This window comes from Nocardioides sp. NPDC058538 (genome assembly GCF_042719275.1).
Classification (GTDB): domain Bacteria; phylum Actinomycetota; class Actinomycetes; order Propionibacteriales; family Nocardioidaceae; genus Nocardioides.
This window is the reverse complement of the sequence record NZ_JBHXNY010000010.1, coordinates 110,243-128,723: the sequence shown is the minus strand read 5'-3', so window position 1 is coordinate 128,723 and position 18,481 is coordinate 110,243. Positions and strand designations below refer to the sequence as shown.

The following is an 18,481-nucleotide window of genomic DNA, read 5'->3' as shown; positions in this document are numbered from 1 at the left end:
CCTGATGGATGCGCTGACGCGCACCAGGCTTCCACTCCCGGGCCGGGGAGCGGCGTACGTCTATGACGCCTACGGTCCTGAGGACGGGGTGCCGATGGTGCTGTTGCACGAGCTCGGAGGCAGCGCGAAGAGGTGGCAGGGTGTGGTGCCGCCGTTCGCGGCCGGCCACCGGGTGCATGCCTTCGACATGCGTGGGCACGGGGACTCGGACTGGGCCTCGGAGTACTCCCACCGGCTCATCGCCGACGACGTCATCGTGGCGATGGACGCGCTCGGGATCTCGGGCGCCGTGGTCGTCGGACACTCGACCGGCGGCAACGTCGCCCTTCTGGTCGCGATGCACCGGCCCGACCTGGTCTCCCGGCTGATCATCGAGGACGTGGTGCCACCCGCGCCGCGCGAGCGCAGGTCGCCCGGGCGCGCGGCCAGGCCGATGCCCCACGACTGGGAGTGCATCGCGTCCCTGCTGGTCGAGGCGACGCTGTACGACGCGTGGATGTGGGAGCAGCTGGAGCTGCTGCCCATGCCGACCCTGATCGTGGCCGGTGGCGGCAACAGCCACATCCCGCAGTCGGACCTGGAGAAGGTCGCCCAGCGGATTCCGCAGGCCGACCTCGTTCATTTCGACGTCGGTCACTTCGTGCATCGCAACCAGCCCGACGAGTTCGCCGACACCGTCCTGGCGTGGCTCGCGTCGCGGTGCTGAATGCGACGCGTCCCGCGTCGCGGGTGGGATCCCCATCCCTAAGGACCCCACCCGCTCTCGCCGGCCGGCTCTGCTCTGACTCAGTGCCCGCGGCGGCGCGCGCCGCCCGGTGAGGTGCCTACCCGACCCGAGCGACTAAGTCGATTAAAGCACTAGACTTTAGATCGGCGCAAACGACACGCCGGGAGCGAGTCTCGATCGAGAGCCTCAGGCGTCAGCGGCGGCCGCGGTGAGGGTCACCAGGCACCAGCGGGAGGCGCGCTTCTGGACCGTCGCGGGCGCCTCGCCGGCCTTTCCGGTGAGCTCGCAGGAGAGCCAGGCGTCGCCGAAGAGGCCGCGGTGGACGACCTTCGTCTGCTTCTTCGCGTCGGTGCAGGTGAGCGCGACCGACGGCTTCCCGTACGCAGGGGTCGACGCGGCCTTGCAGCCCTTGGGCACGCTCTTGGTCATCTGCGTTGCCCAGTCCAGGGTGACCGGCGGCGCGAAGACCCAGGCCCGCGCCGAGGTGGCCGAGTTCTCCGGCCCGGTCCAGATGCAGCCGTACTCCTGCGAGACGTCGTTGACCTCGCCCGAGATGGCGGTCTGGTCGCCGTCGCCGTAGGCCTTCTTCTCGGCGGCGGCGCCGCCGAGGGCCTCGGTCGCGTCCTCGGTCGCGACGCGGTCGCAGAACGCGCCGCGGCGTACGTGCATCGTGGTGGTGTCCGCGGTGCTCAGGTCGCCCTTCACCTCGGCGACCTCGGGCTCGTCGTCTTTCAGGGTGAGTACGCCGACCCCGACCGCGATCGCGGTGAGGACTACGGCACCGATGAGGATCCGGACTGCAGAGCGCACGCCGTCAGAGTACAGGGGCAGGTATCTCTGAGCCGAAGTGCTGAGCCCACCACCGTTGCACTACCCTCGGTGCGGTGATCCGCTTCGAGAAGGTCAGCAAGGCCTACCCAGGGCAGGCGCGCCCCGCCCTCAACAGCCTTTCGATCGACATCCAGAAGGGGGAGTTCGTCTTCCTCGTGGGCCAATCCGGCTCGGGGAAGTCGACGGCGCTCAAGCTGATGCTGCGAGAGCAGCGCCCGACCACCGGTCGGGTCTACGTCGCCGGCAAGGAGATCAACCGGCTCGCCGGCTGGAAGGTGCCGCGGCTGCGCCGCCAGGTCGGCACGATCTTCCAGGACTTCCGCCTCCTGGCCAACAAGAACGTCGCCGAGAACGTGGCCTTCGCGATGCAGGTGACCGGTCATTCCAACCGCGAGATCCGGGAGCGCGTCCCGGAGACGCTCGAGCTGGTCGGTCTCGACGGCAAGGGCGACCGGATGCCCGACGAGCTCTCCGGTGGTGAGCAGCAGCGCGTGGCCGTCGCCCGCGCGTTCATCAACCGGCCGATGATCCTGATCGCCGACGAGCCGACCGGAAACCTCGACCCCGGCAACACCGTCGGCATCATGCGCCTGCTCGACCGCATCAACCGGTCCGGCACCACGATCGTGATGGCGACCCACGACGTCCAGATGGTCGACCAGATGCGCAAGCGCGTCATCGAGCTCGAGCACGGCCACCTCGTACGCGACCAGGTCCAGGGCGGCTACGGCGCTCAGTTCTGAGCCCCGGGCCCCCTCACCTTCGACCAGGTTCTTACAACCAGAAAAGGTTCCTCGACCCGCCATGCAGCTGCGCTATGTATTCACCGAGCTCCGCCAGGGGCTACGCCGCAACCTGTCGATGCACGTCGCGGTGGCCCTGACGCTGCTCGTCTCGCTCACCCTCGCCGGCGTCGGCCTGCTGCTGCGTGAGCAGGCCCAGCTGACCGAGGAGGTCTGGGGCGACGAGCTCCAGATCACCTTCTACATGTGCAACGGCGCCAACGACCGTAACCCGCAGTGCGCCGGCGCCGTCGACGACAGCCAGAAGAAGGTCATCACCGCCGCCCTCGATGACAACCGGTACGTCGACAAGATCGAGGAGGAGAGCCAGGAGCAGGCCTACGAGCGGCTGCAGGCCCTCGACGTCGAAGGCGTCAGCGGTCCCGACCCGGTGGTCAAGTCCAGCGACATGTGGGAGTCGTACTGGGTCACGATGACCGACCCGCACCACTCCGCCGAGATCATCGAGGCGGTCGCCGGCCTGGACGGCATCGATCACGTCGGTGACGTCCACGAGGTCACCGGGCCGATCCTCGCCGCCGTCGACGGGCTGCAGAGCGCGGCCCTGGTCGGCGCGATCGTGCTGGTGATCGCGGCGCTGCTGCTGGTCGCCAACACCATCCGGCTGGCGGCCTTCGCCCGCCGTCGTGAGATCGGGATCATGCGACTGGTCGGTGCCTCGACCCTCTACATCGCGCTGCCGTTCCTCCTGGAGTCGCTCGTGGTGGCCCTGGTCGGGATCGGACTGTCCGGGATCGCGCTGGCCGCGGTGATGTACTTCGGCGTCGAGCAGCGGCTCTCGTCCACCGCGGTGACCCAGTGGGTCGGCTGGGAGGAGTTCTTCAGCTCCTTCGCGATCGTCGCGATCCTCGGCATCCTGCTCACGCTCGTCCCGACACTCCTGCTCACGAGGAAATACATCAAGGTCTGATCCGGATCGCCTACCGTCTGTCGGTAACACTTCCCACAGACGAGGTTGATCCGTGCGCGCCTTCCCCCGTGCCGGTCGGCTGGCTGCTGCGCTCAGCTGCGCAGTGGTGGCTACCGTCCTGCTCTCACCCTCCTTGCCGTCCTCCGCGGACGAGAAGGACCGGCTCGAGCAGGAGCAGCGCGAGGTCCAGCAGGACCAGAAGGCCGCCGCCGAGGATCTCGAGCACTCCAGCGCCGGCCTGCGCGAGGCGTCGGCGACGTACGCTGCTGCCCGGAAGAAGCTCGACCAGGCCCAGACCCGTCTCGATGAGCTCAACGCCAAGCTCGTCGAGGTGCAGGCCGCACATACCAAGCTCGAGGCCGAGCTCGCCGAGCAGAAGCTGCTGCTCGCCGAGGCGAAGCGGGAGCTCGCCGAGGGCCAGGCCGAGGTGAAGGTGCAGCGCGAGGAGATGCGCGACGCGATCCTGACCCGGTTCACCGGCGGAGACCCGCAGCTCGCCCAGGCGGCGGCCCTGCTCTCCGGAGGCTCCCTCGAGGACCTGATGCGCCAGCAGACGTACGTCGACGCTGCTTCCGCGGGCCAGGACGCCACCCTCCAGCGGATGGAGGCGACCGAGACGATGCTCGTCGTCCGTGAGGGCGAGGTGCAGGAGGCGACCGACGCGATCGCGGCCAAGGAGAAGAAGGCCCGGCAGCTGGTCGCCGAGGTCGACTCGCTCCGGGACCAGGCCGCCGCGGCCCACGCCGAGATGTCCACGCTGGCCGACCAGGCAGCCACCGCGAAGCAGTCGGCCGAGGCGGCCAGGGCGGCGGACGCCGCCGAGCTGCGCAAGCTCGAGGCCGAGGAGTCGGCGCTGCGTACGAAGATCCGGTCGCTCGCCTCGGCGGGCTCCGGCTCCGACCGCAACGTCGGGTCGGTCGGCGGGCTCTTCGGGCAGCCGGTGACCGACACCTACGTCACCTCGCCCTACGGGATCCGCAAGCACCCGATCTACGGCTACGTCTCGTTGCACAACGGCACCGACTTCTCCGCACCCTGCGGCCGCCCGCTGCTCGCCGTCGACTCCGGGCAGATCATCTCGACCTCGTACTCCAGCGTGTGGGGCAACCGCCTGCACCTGTATCTCGGCAAGGTCAACGGGCGCTCCTACACCGCCGTCTACAACCACATCTCGAGCTATGCGAGGACCTCAGGGGCCGTGGGGCGCGGTGAGACCGTGGCGTACGCAGGGACCACCGGCTGGTCCACGGGCTGCCACCTGCACTTCACGATCCTGCGCGACGGGACCCCGGTCGACCCCGCCCCACTGTTGGGCTCGTAGCCGGGGCACGCTAAACGTTTCGCGGTCGCGACCGTCCTCCTGAGAGAATGGGGGAATGGCGAAGGAGCAGGGGCGCAAGATGATCGCGCAGAACAAGAAGGCGCGACACGACTACCACATCGAGGACACCTACGAGGCCGGCATGGTCCTGCAGGGCACCGAGGTGAAGTCGCTGCGTGAGGGTCGCGCCTCCCTGGTCGACGGCTTCGTCGACATCGACCGTGGCGAGGCCTGGATCCACGGGATCCACATCCCCGAATACCTCAACGGCACCTGGACCAACCACTCCGCCCGCCGCAAGCGCAAGCTGCTCCTGCACCGCGCCGAGATCGACAAGATCGAGCGCAAGGTCTCCGAGAAGGGCCTCACCGTCGTCCCCCTCGCCCTCTACTTCCTCAACGGCCGCGCCAAGGTCGAGATCGGCGTCGCCAAGGGCAAGAAGTCGTGGGACAAGCGCAACACCATCGCCGAGCGTACGGCCAAGCGCGAGGCCGAGGTCGAGGTCGGCCGCAAGCTCAAGGGGATGAAGGGGTAGCTGTCGTCTGCGGCGGCGATAACCGAGTGGGGAATGCGGGCAGGGGCCTGTAGTGTTCTCTTACTGCCTGGACAACGGGCATTGAAAACTCAAAAGGGGCTGATCGGTTTCGACTTGGGACGTTGCTCCCAGGGGAAGCGGGTCGAGGAGCCAGCGTCATCTCGTAAACGATCGCTGGAAACCAATAACTGCCAACGCTAAGCGCAGTTCCTTCGCTCTCGCCGCCTGAGCGGTGATCGAAGCGTCTGACCGAGTATCCGTCTCCGGCTCGGATCCAGGCGTCATCTAGGAGACTCAACCTCATGCACATGCCGACGGGGCATGAGGGACATCTAGTCGGCTGATCCTGTCGGGGACGTGTCTGCGTCGAGCCCCGGGGATGAGAGAACGCCACCCACAGACTGCACCCGGAGAAGACCTGGCACGGCGCTCGAGGACCGGGGTTCGATTCCCCGCAGCTCCACAAACCTTTGGCCGACGTGTGCCCTCCATTCGGAGGGCCACGTCGGTTTGTCATTTCAGGCGACGCTCCGCGGCGCGGCGGGGGCTTCGCCACCCGCACCCCCATTCCATGTGGCGCGTTGCTGGAGAGCCGTGTCGCGGCGGGGATATCCCCGCACCCCTTAGTTGCGCGTGGTTGGGGTTGTCGCTTCGTTCTGGGGTTTCGTCACTCTGCCCGTTCAGGTGGCTCGCTGTCGGTGGTTCGGCGAGCGTAAGACTTCCTGCTGTTCACCTCCCTGGCGGGACGACCTCTCTTGCGTGCGCGATAGGGTTGTGAGGCGTACGTCACATGGAGGTAAGGATGTTCGAGGAAGGACAGCTCTACTCACCCGTCACCGTGGGCGAGGATGGGCAGGTCGAGGTGCATCTGGGGGACAACCACCCCGGGTTCGCAGACCAGGACTACCGGGCACGACGCAGCGAGATCGCTGGTGCGGCGCTCGGTTGGAAGCCGGGGCAGCCAGTGCCCCGGATCGACTACACCGAGACGGAGAACGAGATCTGGCGCACGGTGTGCCGTGAGATCGCGCCGCTGCACGCGAAGTACGCCTGCCGCAACTACATCGCGGCCGTGGAGGCTCTCAACCTCCCGCAGGACCGGGTGCCACAGCTCGACGAGGTGAGCGCCGGCCTGAAGCCGCTGACGGGCTTCGAGTACGTCCCGGCCGCGGGCATCGTCCCGCTGGAGGAGTTCTACGGGAGCCTGGCCGACGGGCAGTTCCACTCGACGCAGTACCTGCGTCACCACGCCGTGCCGCTCTACACCCCGGAGCCCGACATCATCCACGAGGTGATCGGCCACGGGAACCTGCTCGCCGATCCTCAGGTCGCCGAGGTCAAGCGTCTCGCCGGCGCCGCCGCGCGTCGCGTCGAGACCCGGGAGGCGCTCCAGGTCGTCGCCGACGTCTTCTGGTTCACCATCGAGTTCGGCGTGCTCCGCGAGGACGGGGACCTGAAGGCCTACGGGGCCGGGCTGCTCTCCTCCTACGGCGAGATCGAGGAGATGCATGAGGTGGAGGTGCGTCCGATCGACTTCGCCCAGATGGCGACGGTCGACTACGACATCACCCACTACCAGCCGGTGCTCTTCGCGGCGGAGTCGTTCAGCCACATGGTCGATGAGGTAGGCAACTTCTTCGCGACCTGCGACGACGACACGCCACAGCGGCTCGGCGCCGTCTAGGCCGATTCGACCACTTCCGAGGCGTTAGCCTCGGATGATGATCGACAGCTACCGCAACCGCGCGCTGGAGGCGGCGCTCGCCGACGCCGACGCCGACGCGGTCGGTGCTGCGCTGCGTACGGGGCAGGTTGTCGTTCCCCAGCTCGATGAGGCCCGGATCAGGGTCTTCCCCGGGGATCGCGGCAACCGGCCACCGTACGAGGCGATGCTCTTCTCCTCCCAGGAGGCGCTGGAGACCTTCCTCGCCGAGGACACCCGCAGGCGTGCGCAGCTGCGCAACGCCGACGGGCTGCGGGAGTTCCTCACTGCCAACATCGAGGAGATCGCGTACGTCACCTTCGACCCGGCCGGGCCGAACCGGTTCCGCGCCGGCATCAAGGACGTGCTCAAGGCGATCGGCCCCAAGCCGCACGTCGACCTGCGGCTGCCGAAGGCGCAGGAGTGGTACGTCGTGGACATGTCCGACGAGGACGTGCGCGACTACCAACTCGCCGACCTGGCCGCCAAGGTCCTCCCGAAGGTGCAGCGGTCCAAGGTCGAGCAGCCCGACTGGGCCCAGTGGATGGCTGCCGCCAAGGACGCGGCCGTCGAGCAGGGTGCGGCGTTCCTGGCCTACTGGCTGCAGCGGGTCGGGCGGCGCCCGGCCGGCCTGGCGGTCGCGCTGAGCCGGCCGGCTCCGTTCGGCATGGTGCGGCACCCGCTGCAGGCCGAGACGACGACGGTGGGGGAGCGATGGGTGGCCTCGCCCGATCGGCTCTACGAGTCGCGGCTGATCTACTCCTTCCCGCACCCCGACCTCGCCGACCTGGCCCTGCCCACCGTCGATCTCGTGGTCGCGACACTGTCGTGGGGAGATGAGTCGTGAGCGAGCGTCAGCGAGCGAACCATGAGATCTACACGCCGCCGCGTCCCTACGATGGCGCTTGCGCAACGGAGGTGGCGGCGTGAGCTGTGTCTTCTGCGACGTCGTCGCCGGTGACCTCGCGGCCGAGGTGGTCTTCGAGGACGACGGCTTCCTGGCCTTCCTCGACCACCGGCCGGTGCAGAAGGGCCACATCCTGATGGTGCCCAGACAGCATCTCGCCACGCTGCTCGATCTCCCTCCTGACCTGCACGGACGCTTCGTCGCAAACGCCCAGCGCCTGGCCGCAGCGGTCGTGGAGGGGCTCGGTGCCCAGGGCAGCTTCGTGGCGATCAACAACGTGGTCAGCCAGTCGGTCCCGCACCTTCACCTGCACGTCGTCCCCCGCACCCGCGGCGACGGCCTCAAGGGCTTCTTCTGGCCGCGCCACAAATACCGCGAGGGCGAGCAGAAGGAGTACGCCGACCGGCTGCGAGCCGTGCTGGGCTGACTCCGGGCCTCTTCTGGGCCGAGTTCACCGAGGCGTACGGCTTCGGCCATCAAGAGGTCGGGGCGAGGTCGGGGAGGGCCGATTCACTCGAGATCAGTTGTTGTCCACTGATCCGGGGAGTGCGCAATGTCGCTGTCGTCCGTCGCGTCCAAGACCTTCACCTCAACACTGGCCGGCGTCGCGCTGGCAGCAGGCACGATGATCGTTCCGGTGGCGGTCAACGCCGTCGAGGCCAACCGGGCCGACGACATCACCGTCACCGCCCACCGTGGGGCGAGCTCGTACGCCCCCGAGAACACGCTCGCCGCCTTCGCCGTCGGCATCGAGCAGCGCGCCGACTGGATCGAGTCGGACGTGCAGGCCACCAAGGACGGCGAGCTCGTGCTGATGCACGACACGACCTTGTCGCGCACCACCGACGTCGAGCAGCGCTTCCCCGGCCGCTCGCCGTGGAACGTCAAGGACTTCACCCTCGCCGAGATCAAGACGCTGGACGCCGGCTCCTGGTTCGGCGAGAAGTACGCCGGCGAGCCGGTGCCGACGCTGAGGGAGATGGTCGAGCAGGTGCGGCCGACGCGGTCCGGGATCCTGATGGAGCTCAAGTCGCCGGGGCTGTACCCGGGGATCGAGAAGAAGGTCGCGGCCGAGTTCGACTCGTTCCCCGGCTACGTGCCCGCCGCGGTGGCCGCCGGTCGCCTCGCGGTACAGAGCTTCGACTTCGACTCGATGAAGACCTACAAGCGCGTCCAGCCCGAGATGCCGGTCGGTCTGCTCGGCACCCCGGCCTACGCCGACCTGGACAGCTACACCTGGGCCGACCAGATCAACCCGCACTTCGGCTCCTTCGACGCGGGCTACGTCGCCCGGGTGCACGCGCTCGGGATGCACATCCACTCCTGGACGGTCAACGACGCCGCGACCATGAGCGCCGTCCTTGACCGCGGTGTCGACGGCATCATCACCAACAACCCCGACGTGCTCCGCGAAGTGATCGCAGGGCGGCGTACGCCGTCCCTAGACTTGGGCGATGCTGCTTGAGGCGCTTCGGCAGATCGTCACGCCACGTTCACCGCACACCGGCCCCAGGGACTCCCGGGGCCGGTGTGATCGGGGCATGACCACGTTGAACCCCACCACCCGCATGCGTCGCGTCGGGCTCGCCCTGACCACCGTGCTCGTCGCCGGGACCGTTCTGGTCTCGAATCCTTCCTCGGCCGTCACCACCGCTGGCAACACGACAGCCGTCCAGGCGGGCAAGCACCACACCGCTGAGCCACTCGTCTTCGCCCACCGCGGTGCCTCGGGCCACCGTCCGGAACACACCCTGGCCGCCTACAAGCTGGCCATCGACATGGGTGCAGACGTCGTCGAGCCCGACGTCGTCTCCACCAAGGACGGCGTGCTGGTCGCCCGCCACGAGAACGAGATCTCCGGTACGACCGACGTCTCGGCGCGTCCCGAGTTCGCCGACCGGAAGACCACCAAGACCATCGACGGCGCCGCGCTGACCGGATGGTTCACCGAGGACTTCACCCTCGCCGAGCTCAAGACCCTGCGTGCCAAGGAGCGGCTGCCGCAGGAGCGCCCGGGCAACACCCGCTACGACGGCCTGTTCGAGGTGCCGACCATCGCAGAGGTCTTCGCCCTCGCTCAGCGCGAGTCCAAGCGCGCCGGCCGCATCATCGGCCTCGCTCCCGAGACCAAGCACCCGACCTACTTCGACTCCATCGACCTCTCCCTGGAGGAGCCGCTGGCGAAGCTGATCAAGCGCTACGGCTACGACCGCCGCAACTCACCCGTCTCGGTGCAGTCCTTTGAGATCAGCAACTTGAAGGACATCGACCGGCTGACCAAGGCCTCGCTCGTCCAGCTGGTCAGCAACTCCGGTGCCCCCTACGACCAGGTCGTGGCCGGCACCGGGCTCACCTACAAGGCGATGCTCACGCCCGGCGGCCTCGAGGACATCAAGGCGTACGCCACCTGGGTCGCCCCCGAGAAGAAGTGGGTGCTCCCGCAGGGTGCCGACGGCTATCTGACCAGCCCGACGGCAGTCGTGGGCGACGCTCACGACGTCGGCTTGAAGGTGGTCGTGTGGACCCTGCGCGAGGAGAACAAGTACATGGCGGCCGACTTCCGCAACGGCACCGACCCGCTGGCCAAGGGGGATATCGCGGCCGAGGTGACGGCGTTCCTCGACGCGGGCGTCGACGGCGTCTTCGCCGACTACCCCGACTCGGCCGTGCAGGCGCGCAACGCCTGGCTGGCTACCAATCAGTAGACACCTCGCGACACGACGTACGGCCCTCGCTATTGTCGGCGGGGGCCGCACGTGTTCGTGGGCCTCGTCACAACCAAAGGAGTTTGAGTCATGGGTCGTTTCGACGGACGCGTCGCAGTCATCACCGGTGCAGCGCGCGGGATCGGTTTCGGAGTCGCCACGCGTTTCGCCGAGGAGGGTGCCTCGGTCGCGATCATCGACCTCGACGAGGCCGCCGCCGCTGAGGCCGCCGCCAAGCTTCCGCTGGCCGAGGGTGCCAAGTCGGTCGGCATCGGCGCCAACGTCGCCAAGGCTGAGGACACCGAGGCCGCGGTCGCGCGCATCGTCGAGGAGCTCGGCGGCCTGCACATCCTGATGAACAACGCCGGCATCACCCGCGACAACCTGCTCTTCAAGATGACCGAGGACGACTGGGACCTGGTCATGAACGTCCACCTCAAGGGCCACTTCCTGATGTCGAAGGCCGCTCAGGCGGTCTTCGTGAAGCAGAAGTACGGCAAGATCATCAACGTCTCCTCCACCTCGGCCCTGGGCAACCGCGGCCAGGCGAACTACTCGGCCGCCAAGATGGGCGTGCAGGGCTTCACCCGCACCCTCGCGCTCGAGCTCGGCCCGTTCGGCGTCAACGTGAACGCCATCGCGCCGGGGTTCATCGCCACCGAGATGACCGACCAGACCGCGGCCCGCCTCGGGCTCGACGTGGACGACTTCCGCAAGCTCTCGGCCGACGCCAACCCGGTCAAGCGCGTCGGCGAGCCCGCCGACATCGCCGCCGCTGCTGCCTTCCTGGCCAGCGACGAGGCCTCCTACATCACCGGCCAGACCCTGTACGTCGACGGCGGCGCCACGGTCGCCTGAGCCTTCGAAGAAGAGAACCCCGGGCGCGGGCCCGTTGGGCGCAACGATTACCGTCTGTCACTCGTCTTGGTACTGAGCCGATGCAGATGGAGATCGATGATGCGTACGTCCCGCCCGGGGTTCCTCCTGCGGACAGCGGCAACGCTGGCCGCCGCGGGTCTGGTCCTGACCGGCTGTGGCTCCTCGGAGGAGCCGACGGATGCGAAGGCGTCGCCGTCCGCTCCGGCTGAGCCCGACCACGAGCCGTTGACGGGCGTCGAGCTCCCCGAGGGGCAGACCGCCGCACGCAAGCACCCTGCCTACATCGTCAAGATCGACAACACCTCGGCCAGCGACCCGCAGTACGGTCTCGCCAAGGCCGACATCGTCGTCCAGGAGCTGGTCGAGGGTGGCGTGACCCGGTTGGCCGTCGCGTACTACTCCCAGCTTCCGAAGGAGGCCGGTCCTGTCCGGTCGATGCGGGCGACAGACGCCGGGATCGCCGCGCCGATCGACGCCAAGATCATGACCAGTGGTGCGGCGCCGTACACCTTCGCGCAGCTGAAGAAGCACGATGTGGAGTGGATCGACATGTCCACCCCCTACGTCGTACGCGACACCAGCAAGCCCCATGACTTCCTGCACAGCGTGGTCGGCAAGGTCGCAAAGGCCGGCAACGCGGCCGCGAAGGAGAACAAGGCGAAGCGGCCCGGCGACTTCATGCCCTGGGGCGACACGACCACCGAGCTGACCGGTGGCAAGCCCGCCAAGGCTGTCGACGTGAAGTTCTCCCAGGCACGCACGGACAACTGGGTCTTCAAGGGCGGCAAGTACCGCCTGCAGAACAACTACATGTCCAAGAGCGGCCAGTTCCTCGCCGACACCGTCGTGGTCGCGCAGACCAAGACCACCATCGCCCCATACAAGGACCCGGGCGGCGCGATCGTGCCGGTCTCCCACTTCACCGGCCGGGGCAAGGCGTGGATCATGCGCGCCGGACAGATCGTCGAGGCGACCTGGGTGAAGAAGGGCGAGAAGGGTGCGGTGACGTTCACCGACGCCAGCGGCGCCGCGATCGAGATCCCGCCGGGCAAGGTCTGGCTGGACCTGATCCCGAAGGGCAACGGTCAGGTCGAGCCCGGTGGCGTGATCGTCAAGTAGTGCCCAGAGATCGGGCTCTCAGCGCATGTCCTCGACCTTGACGCCCTGCTTCGCCAGGGTCTGGACCCCGGTCAGCAGGTAGGTCACGGCCAGCTCGATGCGCTCGGCCGCGTCCTCGGGGTCGCTGGCCTCGGTGACGGACTCGCCGGCCGCCGACATCGCCCCGAAGAAGAGCCTGGCGAAGGTCGCGACCATGTCGTCGTCGACACTCCGGTCACCGGCCCGCAGGACGGCGGCGACGATGTCCTCGACGACGGCGAAGGTGGAGCGCTCCTCCTGCTCGCGGTAGCGCTGGTAACCGAGGACGGCAGGACCCTCCTGCACGACGATGCGGCGGTAGGTGGGTTGCTGGACGGCTTCCAGGAACGTACGCAGCCCGGCTCGGGCCTGCTCCCAGGGGTCCTTCGTCTCACGCATGGCGGCGTCGATGCTCTGCGCGGTGGCAGCCTCGACCTTCTCGAAGACGACCTCGTAGAGCGCCTGCTTGCCGCTGAAGTGGTGGTAGAGCGCACCCTTGGTGACCTCGGCCCCGGCCACGATGGCATCCAGCGAGGTGCTCGCGTAGCCGTGCTCGGTGAAGAGTCTCTCGGCGACCTCGACGAGAGACTTCTTGGTCGAGGCGGAGAACTGCTGCCTCCGTGACATCCCCGGCACCGACGGAAGCGGAGGAACCTTGGGGACGAGCTTGCTCACGGACGACTTTGCCACTCGTCCACTCTAACGGCCGTGTCCGGAATCACCGTCCCAGGTGTTGGCCATACCGTCAGTATGTCCAATACTATAGGTACGTACTCGCGGTATGTGAGTGCTCACCTTCCGCAAGGAGCCGACAAATGAGCTGGACCAGCCATCACAAGCGCGGGGAGATCCTCCGCGGCGTGGTCGCCGTGATCGACGAGCGTCGAGACGGTCTGCTGCCCATGGATCTTCCCGGCGTCACCGAGACCTTCGCCGACGAGCTCGATCTGCTCGCCGCCCTGCAGCTGCGCTGGCACACCCGCCTGTCCGGCCGCATCGAGACCGAGCTCGCCGGCCAGCCGATGGACCTGGAGGACGCCGTCGTCCGGGCCTGGCACAGCGCTGCCGATGACCTGCCCGGCATCCGTACGGTCCTCGACCGCTACCACGCCCCTCCTGTGGGCCAGCCTGTCGACGAGGCGATGGCGACCGCGCTGGCCAAGTCGCAGGCCAAGGAGCACCTGACCCTCGCGGTCATGGCCGGCCGCGGCGCCTTCGCCGACACCGAGTGCGTCCGTCTCGGCTCGATGATCGAGGCGCGTGCCCGGGCCGAGTACGTACCGGCCGTCGAGGTCGTCGAGCGCGGGCCTTTCGCCGGCCTCGTCGACATGTTCCGAGCGGTCCGCTCGGCAGCCTGAAGCTCGTACGGGCCGCCTGACCAGGCCCCGGGTGCCGGTGCGCTCCCTCCGCGGACTCCCTCCGCACCTCCCTAAGTGCCGGCCCCGGGGCCTTTTCCTGTCTCGATCCGACCGGCGTGCTTTGTTGGTTTCTTGTTGCGGCCGACGTGACCGGGGTGGTGCGATCATGGCGTCATGACGGAGCAGAGGGACGTACGCGCCGGGCGGCTGCTGGTAGCCACCCCGGAGCTTCGCGACCCCAACTTCATCGACACCGTGGTGCTCCTGATCGAGGTCAACGACGACGGTGCGCTCGGCGTGGTGCTGAACCGTCCCTCGCCCGTGCCGGTCGCCGAGGTGCTGCATCCGTGGGCGACCTCCGTCGCCGATCCCGACGTCCTCTTCCAGGGCGGCCCGGTGAGCAAGGACTCCGCGATCGCGGTCGCGCTCCTGGTCGACTCCGACGACCCGCCGCTGGGCTTCAGGCCGGTGGTCGGGCGCCTCGGACTGCTCGACCTCGACACGCCCGTCGAGCTGGTCGATGGCACCTTGTCGCGGCTGCGCATCTTCGCCGGATACGCCGGCTGGGGCGCGGCTCAGCTCCAGGGTGAGGTGGACGAAGGGTCCTGGTATGTCGTCGACGGCGAGCCGTACGACTCCTTCCTCGACGACGTGAGCTCGATGTGGGCCGCGGTGCTCCGGCGCCAGCCCGGTGAGCTGGCCTTCCACGCCACGCGACCGCCCGACCCCGAACTGAATTAGTGGCCTAGTAAGGTTGGGGGCATGGGCATCCTGGGATTCGGCACGAAAGAAGCCGTCAAGGAACGGGAGGACATCCGCGAGCAGGATGTCCCCACCGAGGAGGGTGACCACGACCGCTACTCCCATTACGTGGAGAAGGACAAGCTGACCGAGGCGATGGTCATGGGTACGCCCGTGGTCGCGCTGTGCGGCAAGGTGTGGGTGCCGAGCCGCGACGGGTCCAAGTTCCCGGTCTGCCCCGACTGCAAGGAGATCTTCGAGGGGATGCCGCCTAGCGGTGGCGAGGGCGACGACGAGTGAGTAGCGCCGACCTCCCCGGCGCCCTCACACCTGCGTGGCCCAACAAGGCCGCGTGGGGCACTGCGCCCAAGCTGCGCGCTTGGCAGCAGGAGGCGTTGTCCAAATACTTGTCCGAACAGCCCCGTGACTACCTCGCCGTCGCGACGCCCGGCGCCGGGAAGACGACCTTCGCGCTGACCGTCGCCGCCGAGCTCCTCGGCCGCAGGCTGATCGACCGGGTCACCATCGTCGCGCCCACCGAGCACCTCAAGGTCCAGTGGGCCGAGGCGGCCGCGCGGGCCGGGATCGCGATCGACCCGACCTACTCGGCCGGGCAGGGCAAGACCTCGGCCGACTACGTCGGGATCGCGGTGACGTACGCCGGGGTGGCGGTCAACCCGCTTGCGATGCGGATCCGCACGGAGCGGTTCAAGACGCTGGTGATCCTCGACGAGGTGCACCACGCCGGCGACGCGCTCTCGTGGGGCGAGGGGGTCCGGGAGGCCTTCGAACCGGCCGCGCGGCGGCTGGCGCTGACCGGCACGCCGTTCCGCTCCGACACCAACCCGATCCCGTTCGTCACCTACGCACCCGGGGATGACGGGATCCCGCGCTCGGCGGCCGACTACACCTACGGCTATGCCGAGGCGCTGCGCGACCACGTCGTCCGGCCGGTGCTGTTCATGGCCTACTCGGGGCAGATGCAGTGGCGCACCCGCGCCGGCGACGAGATCGCCGCCCATCTCGGCGAGCCGCTGACCAAGGACCTGACCTCGCAGGCGCTGCGGACCGCGCTCGACCCGGCCGGATCGTGGATCCCGTCGGTGCTCGCGGCCGCTGACAAGCGCCTGACCGAGGTGCGCCGCCACGTCCCGGACGCGGGCGGGCTCGTCATCGCGACCGACCAGGACTCGGCGCGCTCCTACGCCAAGACGCTGAAGACCATCACCGGGCAGAGTGCGACCGTGGTGCTCTCCGACGAGAAGGCCGGCTCGAAGAAGATCGCCAAGTTCTCCGAGTCCGACGACCGCTGGATGGTCGCGGTCCGGATGGTCTCCGAGGGCGTCGACGTGCCCCGGCTCGCGGTCGGCGTCTACGCGACCACCACCTCGACGCCGCTCTTCTTCGCCCAGGCGGTGGGGCGTTTCGTACGTGCTCGTACGCGGGGTGAGACCGCCTCCGTCTTCCTGCCGTCTGTCCCGAACCTGCTCGGCTTCGCCTCCGAGCTGGAGCTGCAGCGCGACCATGTGCTCGGCAAGAAGGTCACCAGCGAGGACGACATCTTCGCGGCCGAGGACGCGTTGATGGCTGCGGCCAACGCCGAGGAGGGCGCCTCCGAGGAGGAGCTGGGAGCCTGGGAGGCCATGGGCTCCGAGGCGCGCTTCGACCGGGTGCTCTTCGACGGCGGCGAGTTCGGCCACTCCGGCGAGGTGCACGTCGGCTCCGAGGAGGAGATGGACTTCCTCGGCATCCCCGGGCTGCTCGACACCGACCAGATGAAGACGCTGCTCCAGCAGCGGCAGAGCGACCGGGCTCGCAAGCAGAAGTCGGCCTCCGCGCCGGTCGCTGCCGACGAGCCCGTTGCCGCGGTCGCCGCCCACGAGCAGCTCGCCGTGCTCCGCCGCGAGCTCAACGGCCTGGTCGCCGCCTGGCACCACCGCACCAAGGCGCCCCACGGTGTCACCCACAACCGGCTCCGCAAGGAGTGCGGCGGACCGCCCGCCGCGGTCGCCAACGCCGACCAGCTCAAGGCCCGCATCGACACCCTTCGTGAGTGGGCCGCGCGCGGTTCAGCCTGATTCCGACTCGGCGGGAGGGTCGAGGAGTCGGGCACACTGTGTGCCATGAGGACGCGATGACAACGCTCGAGATCGCCGTGACGTCGGTGGCCGGGGCGCTCGCCGCGCGGGCGGGCGGGGCGAACCGGGTCGAGCTCTGCTCCGCCCTCGAGGTCGGCGGCGTCACGCCGTCGCAGGGGCTGGTCGAGGGAGTCCTCGATGAGGTCGGTGGCGTCGACGCCGCCGACGGCTGGCAGGGCGTCCACGTGCTCGTCCGGCCCCGGCCGGGCGGGTTCGGCTACTTGGACGACGAGCACGACCTCCTGCGGCGCGAGGTCGAGACGGTCCTGGAGGCTGGAGCCGACGGGATCGTGATCGGCGCGCTCACCCCGCAGGGGGAGCCCGACGTGGAGCTGGTCCGGGAGCTGGCGGATGCTGCCGCTGCGTACGAGGCGACGGTGACGTTCCATCGGGCGATCGACCTCAGCGCGGACCCGGTCGCGGCCATCCGGGCGCTGGATGGCGTGGTCGACCGGGTGCTGACCTCAGGTGGCGCGCCGGCCGCCGCGGCGGGGGCCGCGACGATCGCCGAGATGGTCGCGGTCGGCGGACCGGACGTACTGGCCGGAGGCGGCGTGACGGTCGACGCGATCAGGGCGCTCGCGGCCCTCGGCGTCGAGGGCGTGCATCTCTCCGCCAAGCGACGGGTCGTCACGGGCGGCCGGGTGGCGCTGGGAGTCGCCGACGACGGCGGGCACTGGGTGACCGATCCCGGCGTGATCGCCGCAGCGGCCGCCGCGTTGGTCTAGGCGGTGGGGTCGCCCTCGACCAGATCCCGCAGCACGGCGACGGCGCCCTCGAGATCGGCCTGGGTGCGGTGACGCGACTCCAGCCGCTCGGCGATGAGGTGGGAGATGCGCTCACGTACGTCGGCGAGGTCGGCGCGGCCGGCGTCGGTCAGGGTCACCAGGCTCGCCCGTGCGTCGGAGGGGTTGGGCTCCTTGCTGACCAGGCCGGTCTCCACCAGCTGGGCGATCTGGGCCGACATGGTCGGTTGCGAGCAGCCGTCGGCGCGGGCCAGGTCAGTGATGCCGAGCGGTCCGATGGCGTCGAGGATCGTGAGGACCCGGACGCTGGCCGGAAGGTCGAGCGCTCGGCGGACCAGGCGCATGAGGCGCGCCGCGTAGACGACGAGGTCGCTGGAGAGGTCCAGGGTCTTCGCCGCCGAGGCGGTCGGAGCTTCCGAGGGAAGCAGCTGCTGTGAAGGCATCGATCGGAATCCAGAGTTGGGGGTTGCGGCGCGGTGAACGGGTGGAGACTATCTGAGAATGACTACGGAACGGCACACCTGGATCGCGTTCCTGCGCGCCATCAACCTCGGCGCGAACCGGAAATTCCCGAAACAGGCGATCTCCGCCGCCGTGGTGAGGGCGGGCGGAACCGACGTCGAGACCTACATCAACACAGGCAACGTACGCTTCGACCACCCGGTCGGCGACCGGGCCGAGATGGAGGCGATCCTGGAGGAGGCCTTCGCGGCCGACCGCTTCTTCGAGGTGCCGACGATCTGCGTGACGCCCGCTGAGCTGAAGGTGATCGCCAACGACGCCGCCGCGGTCGGCATGGGGCACGAGGGCAAGCAGTACGTGTTCCTGTGCAAGGAGCTCACCGACTCCGGCTCCCGGGATGCGCTGGTCGCTCGGGCGGGGGAGGGCGAGCGGGTCTATGTCATCGGCCGCGCCGTGCACCTGCTCACCGACAGCTTCCAGCAGACGAAGATCACCAACGCCGTCGTCGAGCGCCACATCTCGATCAGCACCAACCGCAACCTCAACGTGATCCGCACGCTCGCCGACAAGTGGGCCTGA

21 protein-coding genes and 1 other RNA gene are annotated in these 18,481 nt (G+C 68.7%); 19 read left to right on the top strand and 3 right to left on the bottom strand.

Annotation, left to right across the window (positions count from 1 at the left end):
- Positions 1 to 4 precede the first annotated feature (4 nt).
- Positions 5 to 706 (top strand): alpha/beta fold hydrolase, encoded by a 702-nt coding sequence (locus tag ACFWQC_RS11955; RefSeq protein ID WP_378677571.1) that lies wholly within the window; start codon positions 5 to 7, stop codon positions 704 to 706.
- Positions 707 to 913: 207 nt separating this feature from the next.
- Here ACFWQC_RS11955 and ACFWQC_RS11950 read toward each other — a convergent pair whose 3' ends face one another.
- Positions 914 to 1,537 (bottom strand): hypothetical protein, encoded by a 624-nt coding sequence (locus ACFWQC_RS11950; RefSeq protein ID WP_378677568.1) that lies wholly within the window; start codon positions 1,535 to 1,537, stop codon positions 914 to 916.
- Between the two features lie 74 nt (positions 1,538 to 1,611).
- Between ACFWQC_RS11950 and ftsE the strand changes: the two genes are divergently transcribed.
- The 12 genes from ftsE to ACFWQC_RS11890 all read left to right on the top strand — a co-directional run bounded on the left by ftsE (position 1,612) and on the right by ACFWQC_RS11890 (position 12,439).
- Positions 1,612 to 2,301: a cell division ATP-binding protein FtsE gene (gene ftsE, locus ACFWQC_RS11945; RefSeq protein ID WP_008358693.1), complete on the top strand. Its 690-nt coding sequence runs from the start codon at positions 1,612 to 1,614 to the stop codon at positions 2,299 to 2,301.
- Positions 2,302 to 2,362: 61 nt separating this feature from the next.
- A complete protein-coding gene (gene ftsX / locus ACFWQC_RS11940) occupies positions 2,363 to 3,271 on the top strand; it encodes a permease-like cell division protein FtsX (protein ID WP_350664163.1) in 909 nt (302 codons plus the stop codon).
- Between the two features lie 52 nt (positions 3,272 to 3,323).
- Positions 3,324 to 4,592 (top strand): peptidoglycan DD-metalloendopeptidase family protein, encoded by a 1,269-nt coding sequence (locus tag ACFWQC_RS11935; protein ID WP_378677564.1) that lies wholly within the window; start codon positions 3,324 to 3,326, stop codon positions 4,590 to 4,592.
- Positions 4,593 to 4,647: 55 nt separating this feature from the next.
- Positions 4,648 to 5,127 carry an SsrA-binding protein SmpB gene (smpB, locus tag ACFWQC_RS11930; protein ID WP_350716188.1) on the top strand — a complete coding sequence of 160 codons (480 nt, stop codon included), beginning with the start codon at positions 4,648 to 4,650 and terminating at the stop codon, positions 5,125 to 5,127.
- A gap of 95 nt (positions 5,128 to 5,222) precedes the next feature.
- Positions 5,223 to 5,593: a transfer-messenger RNA gene (gene ssrA / locus ACFWQC_RS11925) on the top strand.
- A 336-nt stretch (positions 5,594 to 5,929) separates the two neighbouring features.
- Entirely contained in the window at positions 5,930 to 6,811 is an 882-nt protein-coding gene (locus ACFWQC_RS11920) for a phenylalanine 4-monooxygenase (RefSeq protein WP_378677562.1), read from the top strand.
- A 37-nt stretch (positions 6,812 to 6,848) separates the two neighbouring features.
- Positions 6,849 to 7,676, top strand: a complete 828-nt coding sequence (locus ACFWQC_RS11915; RefSeq protein ID WP_378677559.1) for a hypothetical protein — start codon at positions 6,849 to 6,851, stop codon at positions 7,674 to 7,676.
- Positions 7,677 to 7,755: 79 nt separating this feature from the next.
- The gene (locus ACFWQC_RS11910; RefSeq protein WP_378677556.1) at positions 7,756 to 8,163 is read left to right on the top strand and encodes an HIT family protein; all 408 of its coding nucleotides are present in this window, start codon (positions 7,756 to 7,758) and stop codon (positions 8,161 to 8,163) included.
- Positions 8,164 to 8,289: 126 nt separating this feature from the next.
- Entirely contained in the window at positions 8,290 to 9,201 is a 912-nt protein-coding gene (locus tag ACFWQC_RS11905) for a glycerophosphodiester phosphodiesterase (RefSeq protein ID WP_378677553.1), read from the top strand.
- A gap of 76 nt (positions 9,202 to 9,277) precedes the next feature.
- Complete coding sequence (locus ACFWQC_RS11900) at positions 9,278 to 10,441, top strand: glycerophosphodiester phosphodiesterase (protein WP_378677551.1); 1,164 nt, start codon at positions 9,278 to 9,280, stop codon at positions 10,439 to 10,441.
- A 90-nt stretch (positions 10,442 to 10,531) separates the two neighbouring features.
- Positions 10,532 to 11,299 (top strand): 3-oxoacyl-ACP reductase FabG, encoded by a 768-nt coding sequence (locus ACFWQC_RS11895; RefSeq protein WP_355226015.1) that lies wholly within the window; start codon positions 10,532 to 10,534, stop codon positions 11,297 to 11,299.
- Between the two features lie 99 nt (positions 11,300 to 11,398).
- Entirely contained in the window at positions 11,399 to 12,439 is a 1,041-nt protein-coding gene (locus tag ACFWQC_RS11890; protein WP_378677548.1) for a DUF3048 domain-containing protein, read from the top strand.
- A gap of 18 nt (positions 12,440 to 12,457) precedes the next feature.
- Here ACFWQC_RS11890 and ACFWQC_RS11885 read toward each other — a convergent pair whose 3' ends face one another.
- Complete coding sequence (locus ACFWQC_RS11885) at positions 12,458 to 13,147, bottom strand: TetR/AcrR family transcriptional regulator (RefSeq protein ID WP_378677545.1); 690 nt, start codon at positions 13,145 to 13,147, stop codon at positions 12,458 to 12,460.
- A gap of 125 nt (positions 13,148 to 13,272) precedes the next feature.
- Here ACFWQC_RS11885 and ACFWQC_RS11880 point away from each other — a divergent pair, with 125 nt between their 5' ends.
- From ACFWQC_RS11880 to ACFWQC_RS11860, 5 genes are all read left to right on the top strand, one after another.
- Complete coding sequence (locus ACFWQC_RS11880; RefSeq protein WP_378677543.1) at positions 13,273 to 13,815, top strand: hypothetical protein; 543 nt, start codon at positions 13,273 to 13,275, stop codon at positions 13,813 to 13,815.
- Between the two features lie 174 nt (positions 13,816 to 13,989).
- Positions 13,990 to 14,556 (top strand): YqgE/AlgH family protein, encoded by a 567-nt coding sequence (locus ACFWQC_RS11875; protein WP_378677540.1) that lies wholly within the window; start codon positions 13,990 to 13,992, stop codon positions 14,554 to 14,556.
- Positions 14,557 to 14,577: 21 nt separating this feature from the next.
- Positions 14,578 to 14,856, top strand: coding sequence for a DUF3039 domain-containing protein (locus ACFWQC_RS11870; RefSeq protein ID WP_160024715.1), 279 nt, complete (start codon positions 14,578 to 14,580; stop codon positions 14,854 to 14,856).
- Positions 14,853 to 16,634, top strand: coding sequence for a DEAD/DEAH box helicase (locus tag ACFWQC_RS11865; RefSeq protein WP_378677536.1), 1,782 nt, complete (start codon positions 14,853 to 14,855; stop codon positions 16,632 to 16,634). The genes ACFWQC_RS11870 and ACFWQC_RS11865 overlap by 4 nt, the downstream gene beginning before the upstream one ends.
- Positions 16,635 to 16,690: 56 nt before the next feature.
- Entirely contained in the window at positions 16,691 to 17,422 is a 732-nt protein-coding gene (locus ACFWQC_RS11860; RefSeq protein ID WP_378677533.1) for a copper homeostasis protein CutC, read from the top strand.
- On the opposite strand, the gene ACFWQC_RS11855 is transcribed toward ACFWQC_RS11860, so the two are convergent.
- Complete coding sequence (locus tag ACFWQC_RS11855) at positions 17,419 to 17,883, bottom strand: MarR family winged helix-turn-helix transcriptional regulator (protein ID WP_378677530.1); 465 nt, start codon at positions 17,881 to 17,883, stop codon at positions 17,419 to 17,421. The two genes, ACFWQC_RS11860 and ACFWQC_RS11855, sit on opposite strands and share 4 nt — an antisense overlap.
- Positions 17,884 to 17,941: 58 nt before the next feature.
- Between ACFWQC_RS11855 and ACFWQC_RS11850 the strand changes: the two genes are divergently transcribed.
- Positions 17,942 to 18,481 carry a DUF1697 domain-containing protein gene (locus tag ACFWQC_RS11850; RefSeq protein ID WP_355018661.1) on the top strand — a complete coding sequence of 180 codons (540 nt, stop codon included), beginning with the start codon at positions 17,942 to 17,944 and terminating at the stop codon, positions 18,479 to 18,481.

Excerpts from the sequence above, each read along its gene's own strand:
- ACFWQC_RS11955 (WP_378677571.1), top strand. The coding sequence starts at position 5 with ATGGATGCGCTGACGCGCACCAGGCTTCCACTCCCGGGCCGGGGAGCG.
- ftsX (WP_350664163.1), top strand. The coding sequence starts at position 2,363 with ATGCAGCTGCGCTATGTATTCACCGAGCTCCGCCAGGGGCTACGCCGC.
- smpB (WP_350716188.1), top strand. The coding sequence starts at position 4,648 with ATGGCGAAGGAGCAGGGGCGCAAGATGATCGCGCAGAACAAGAAGGCG.
- ACFWQC_RS11920 (WP_378677562.1), top strand. The coding sequence starts at position 5,930 with ATGTTCGAGGAAGGACAGCTCTACTCACCCGTCACCGTGGGCGAGGAT.
- ACFWQC_RS11915 (WP_378677559.1), top strand. The coding sequence starts at position 6,849 with ATGATCGACAGCTACCGCAACCGCGCGCTGGAGGCGGCGCTCGCCGAC.
- ACFWQC_RS11905 (WP_378677553.1), top strand. The coding sequence starts at position 8,290 with ATGTCGCTGTCGTCCGTCGCGTCCAAGACCTTCACCTCAACACTGGCC.
- ACFWQC_RS11900 (WP_378677551.1), top strand. The coding sequence starts at position 9,278 with ATGACCACGTTGAACCCCACCACCCGCATGCGTCGCGTCGGGCTCGCC.
- ACFWQC_RS11895 (WP_355226015.1), top strand. The coding sequence starts at position 10,532 with ATGGGTCGTTTCGACGGACGCGTCGCAGTCATCACCGGTGCAGCGCGC.
- ACFWQC_RS11890 (WP_378677548.1), top strand. The coding sequence starts at position 11,399 with ATGCGTACGTCCCGCCCGGGGTTCCTCCTGCGGACAGCGGCAACGCTG.
- ACFWQC_RS11880 (WP_378677543.1), top strand. The coding sequence starts at position 13,273 with ATGAGCTGGACCAGCCATCACAAGCGCGGGGAGATCCTCCGCGGCGTG.
- ACFWQC_RS11875 (WP_378677540.1), top strand. The coding sequence starts at position 13,990 with ATGACGGAGCAGAGGGACGTACGCGCCGGGCGGCTGCTGGTAGCCACC.
- ACFWQC_RS11870 (WP_160024715.1), top strand. The coding sequence starts at position 14,578 with ATGGGCATCCTGGGATTCGGCACGAAAGAAGCCGTCAAGGAACGGGAG.
- ACFWQC_RS11860 (WP_378677533.1), top strand. The coding sequence starts at position 16,691 with ATGACAACGCTCGAGATCGCCGTGACGTCGGTGGCCGGGGCGCTCGCC.
- ACFWQC_RS11855 (WP_378677530.1), bottom strand. The coding sequence starts at position 17,883 with ATGCCTTCACAGCAGCTGCTTCCCTCGGAAGCTCCGACCGCCTCGGCG.
- ACFWQC_RS11850 (WP_355018661.1), top strand. The coding sequence starts at position 17,942 with ATGACTACGGAACGGCACACCTGGATCGCGTTCCTGCGCGCCATCAAC.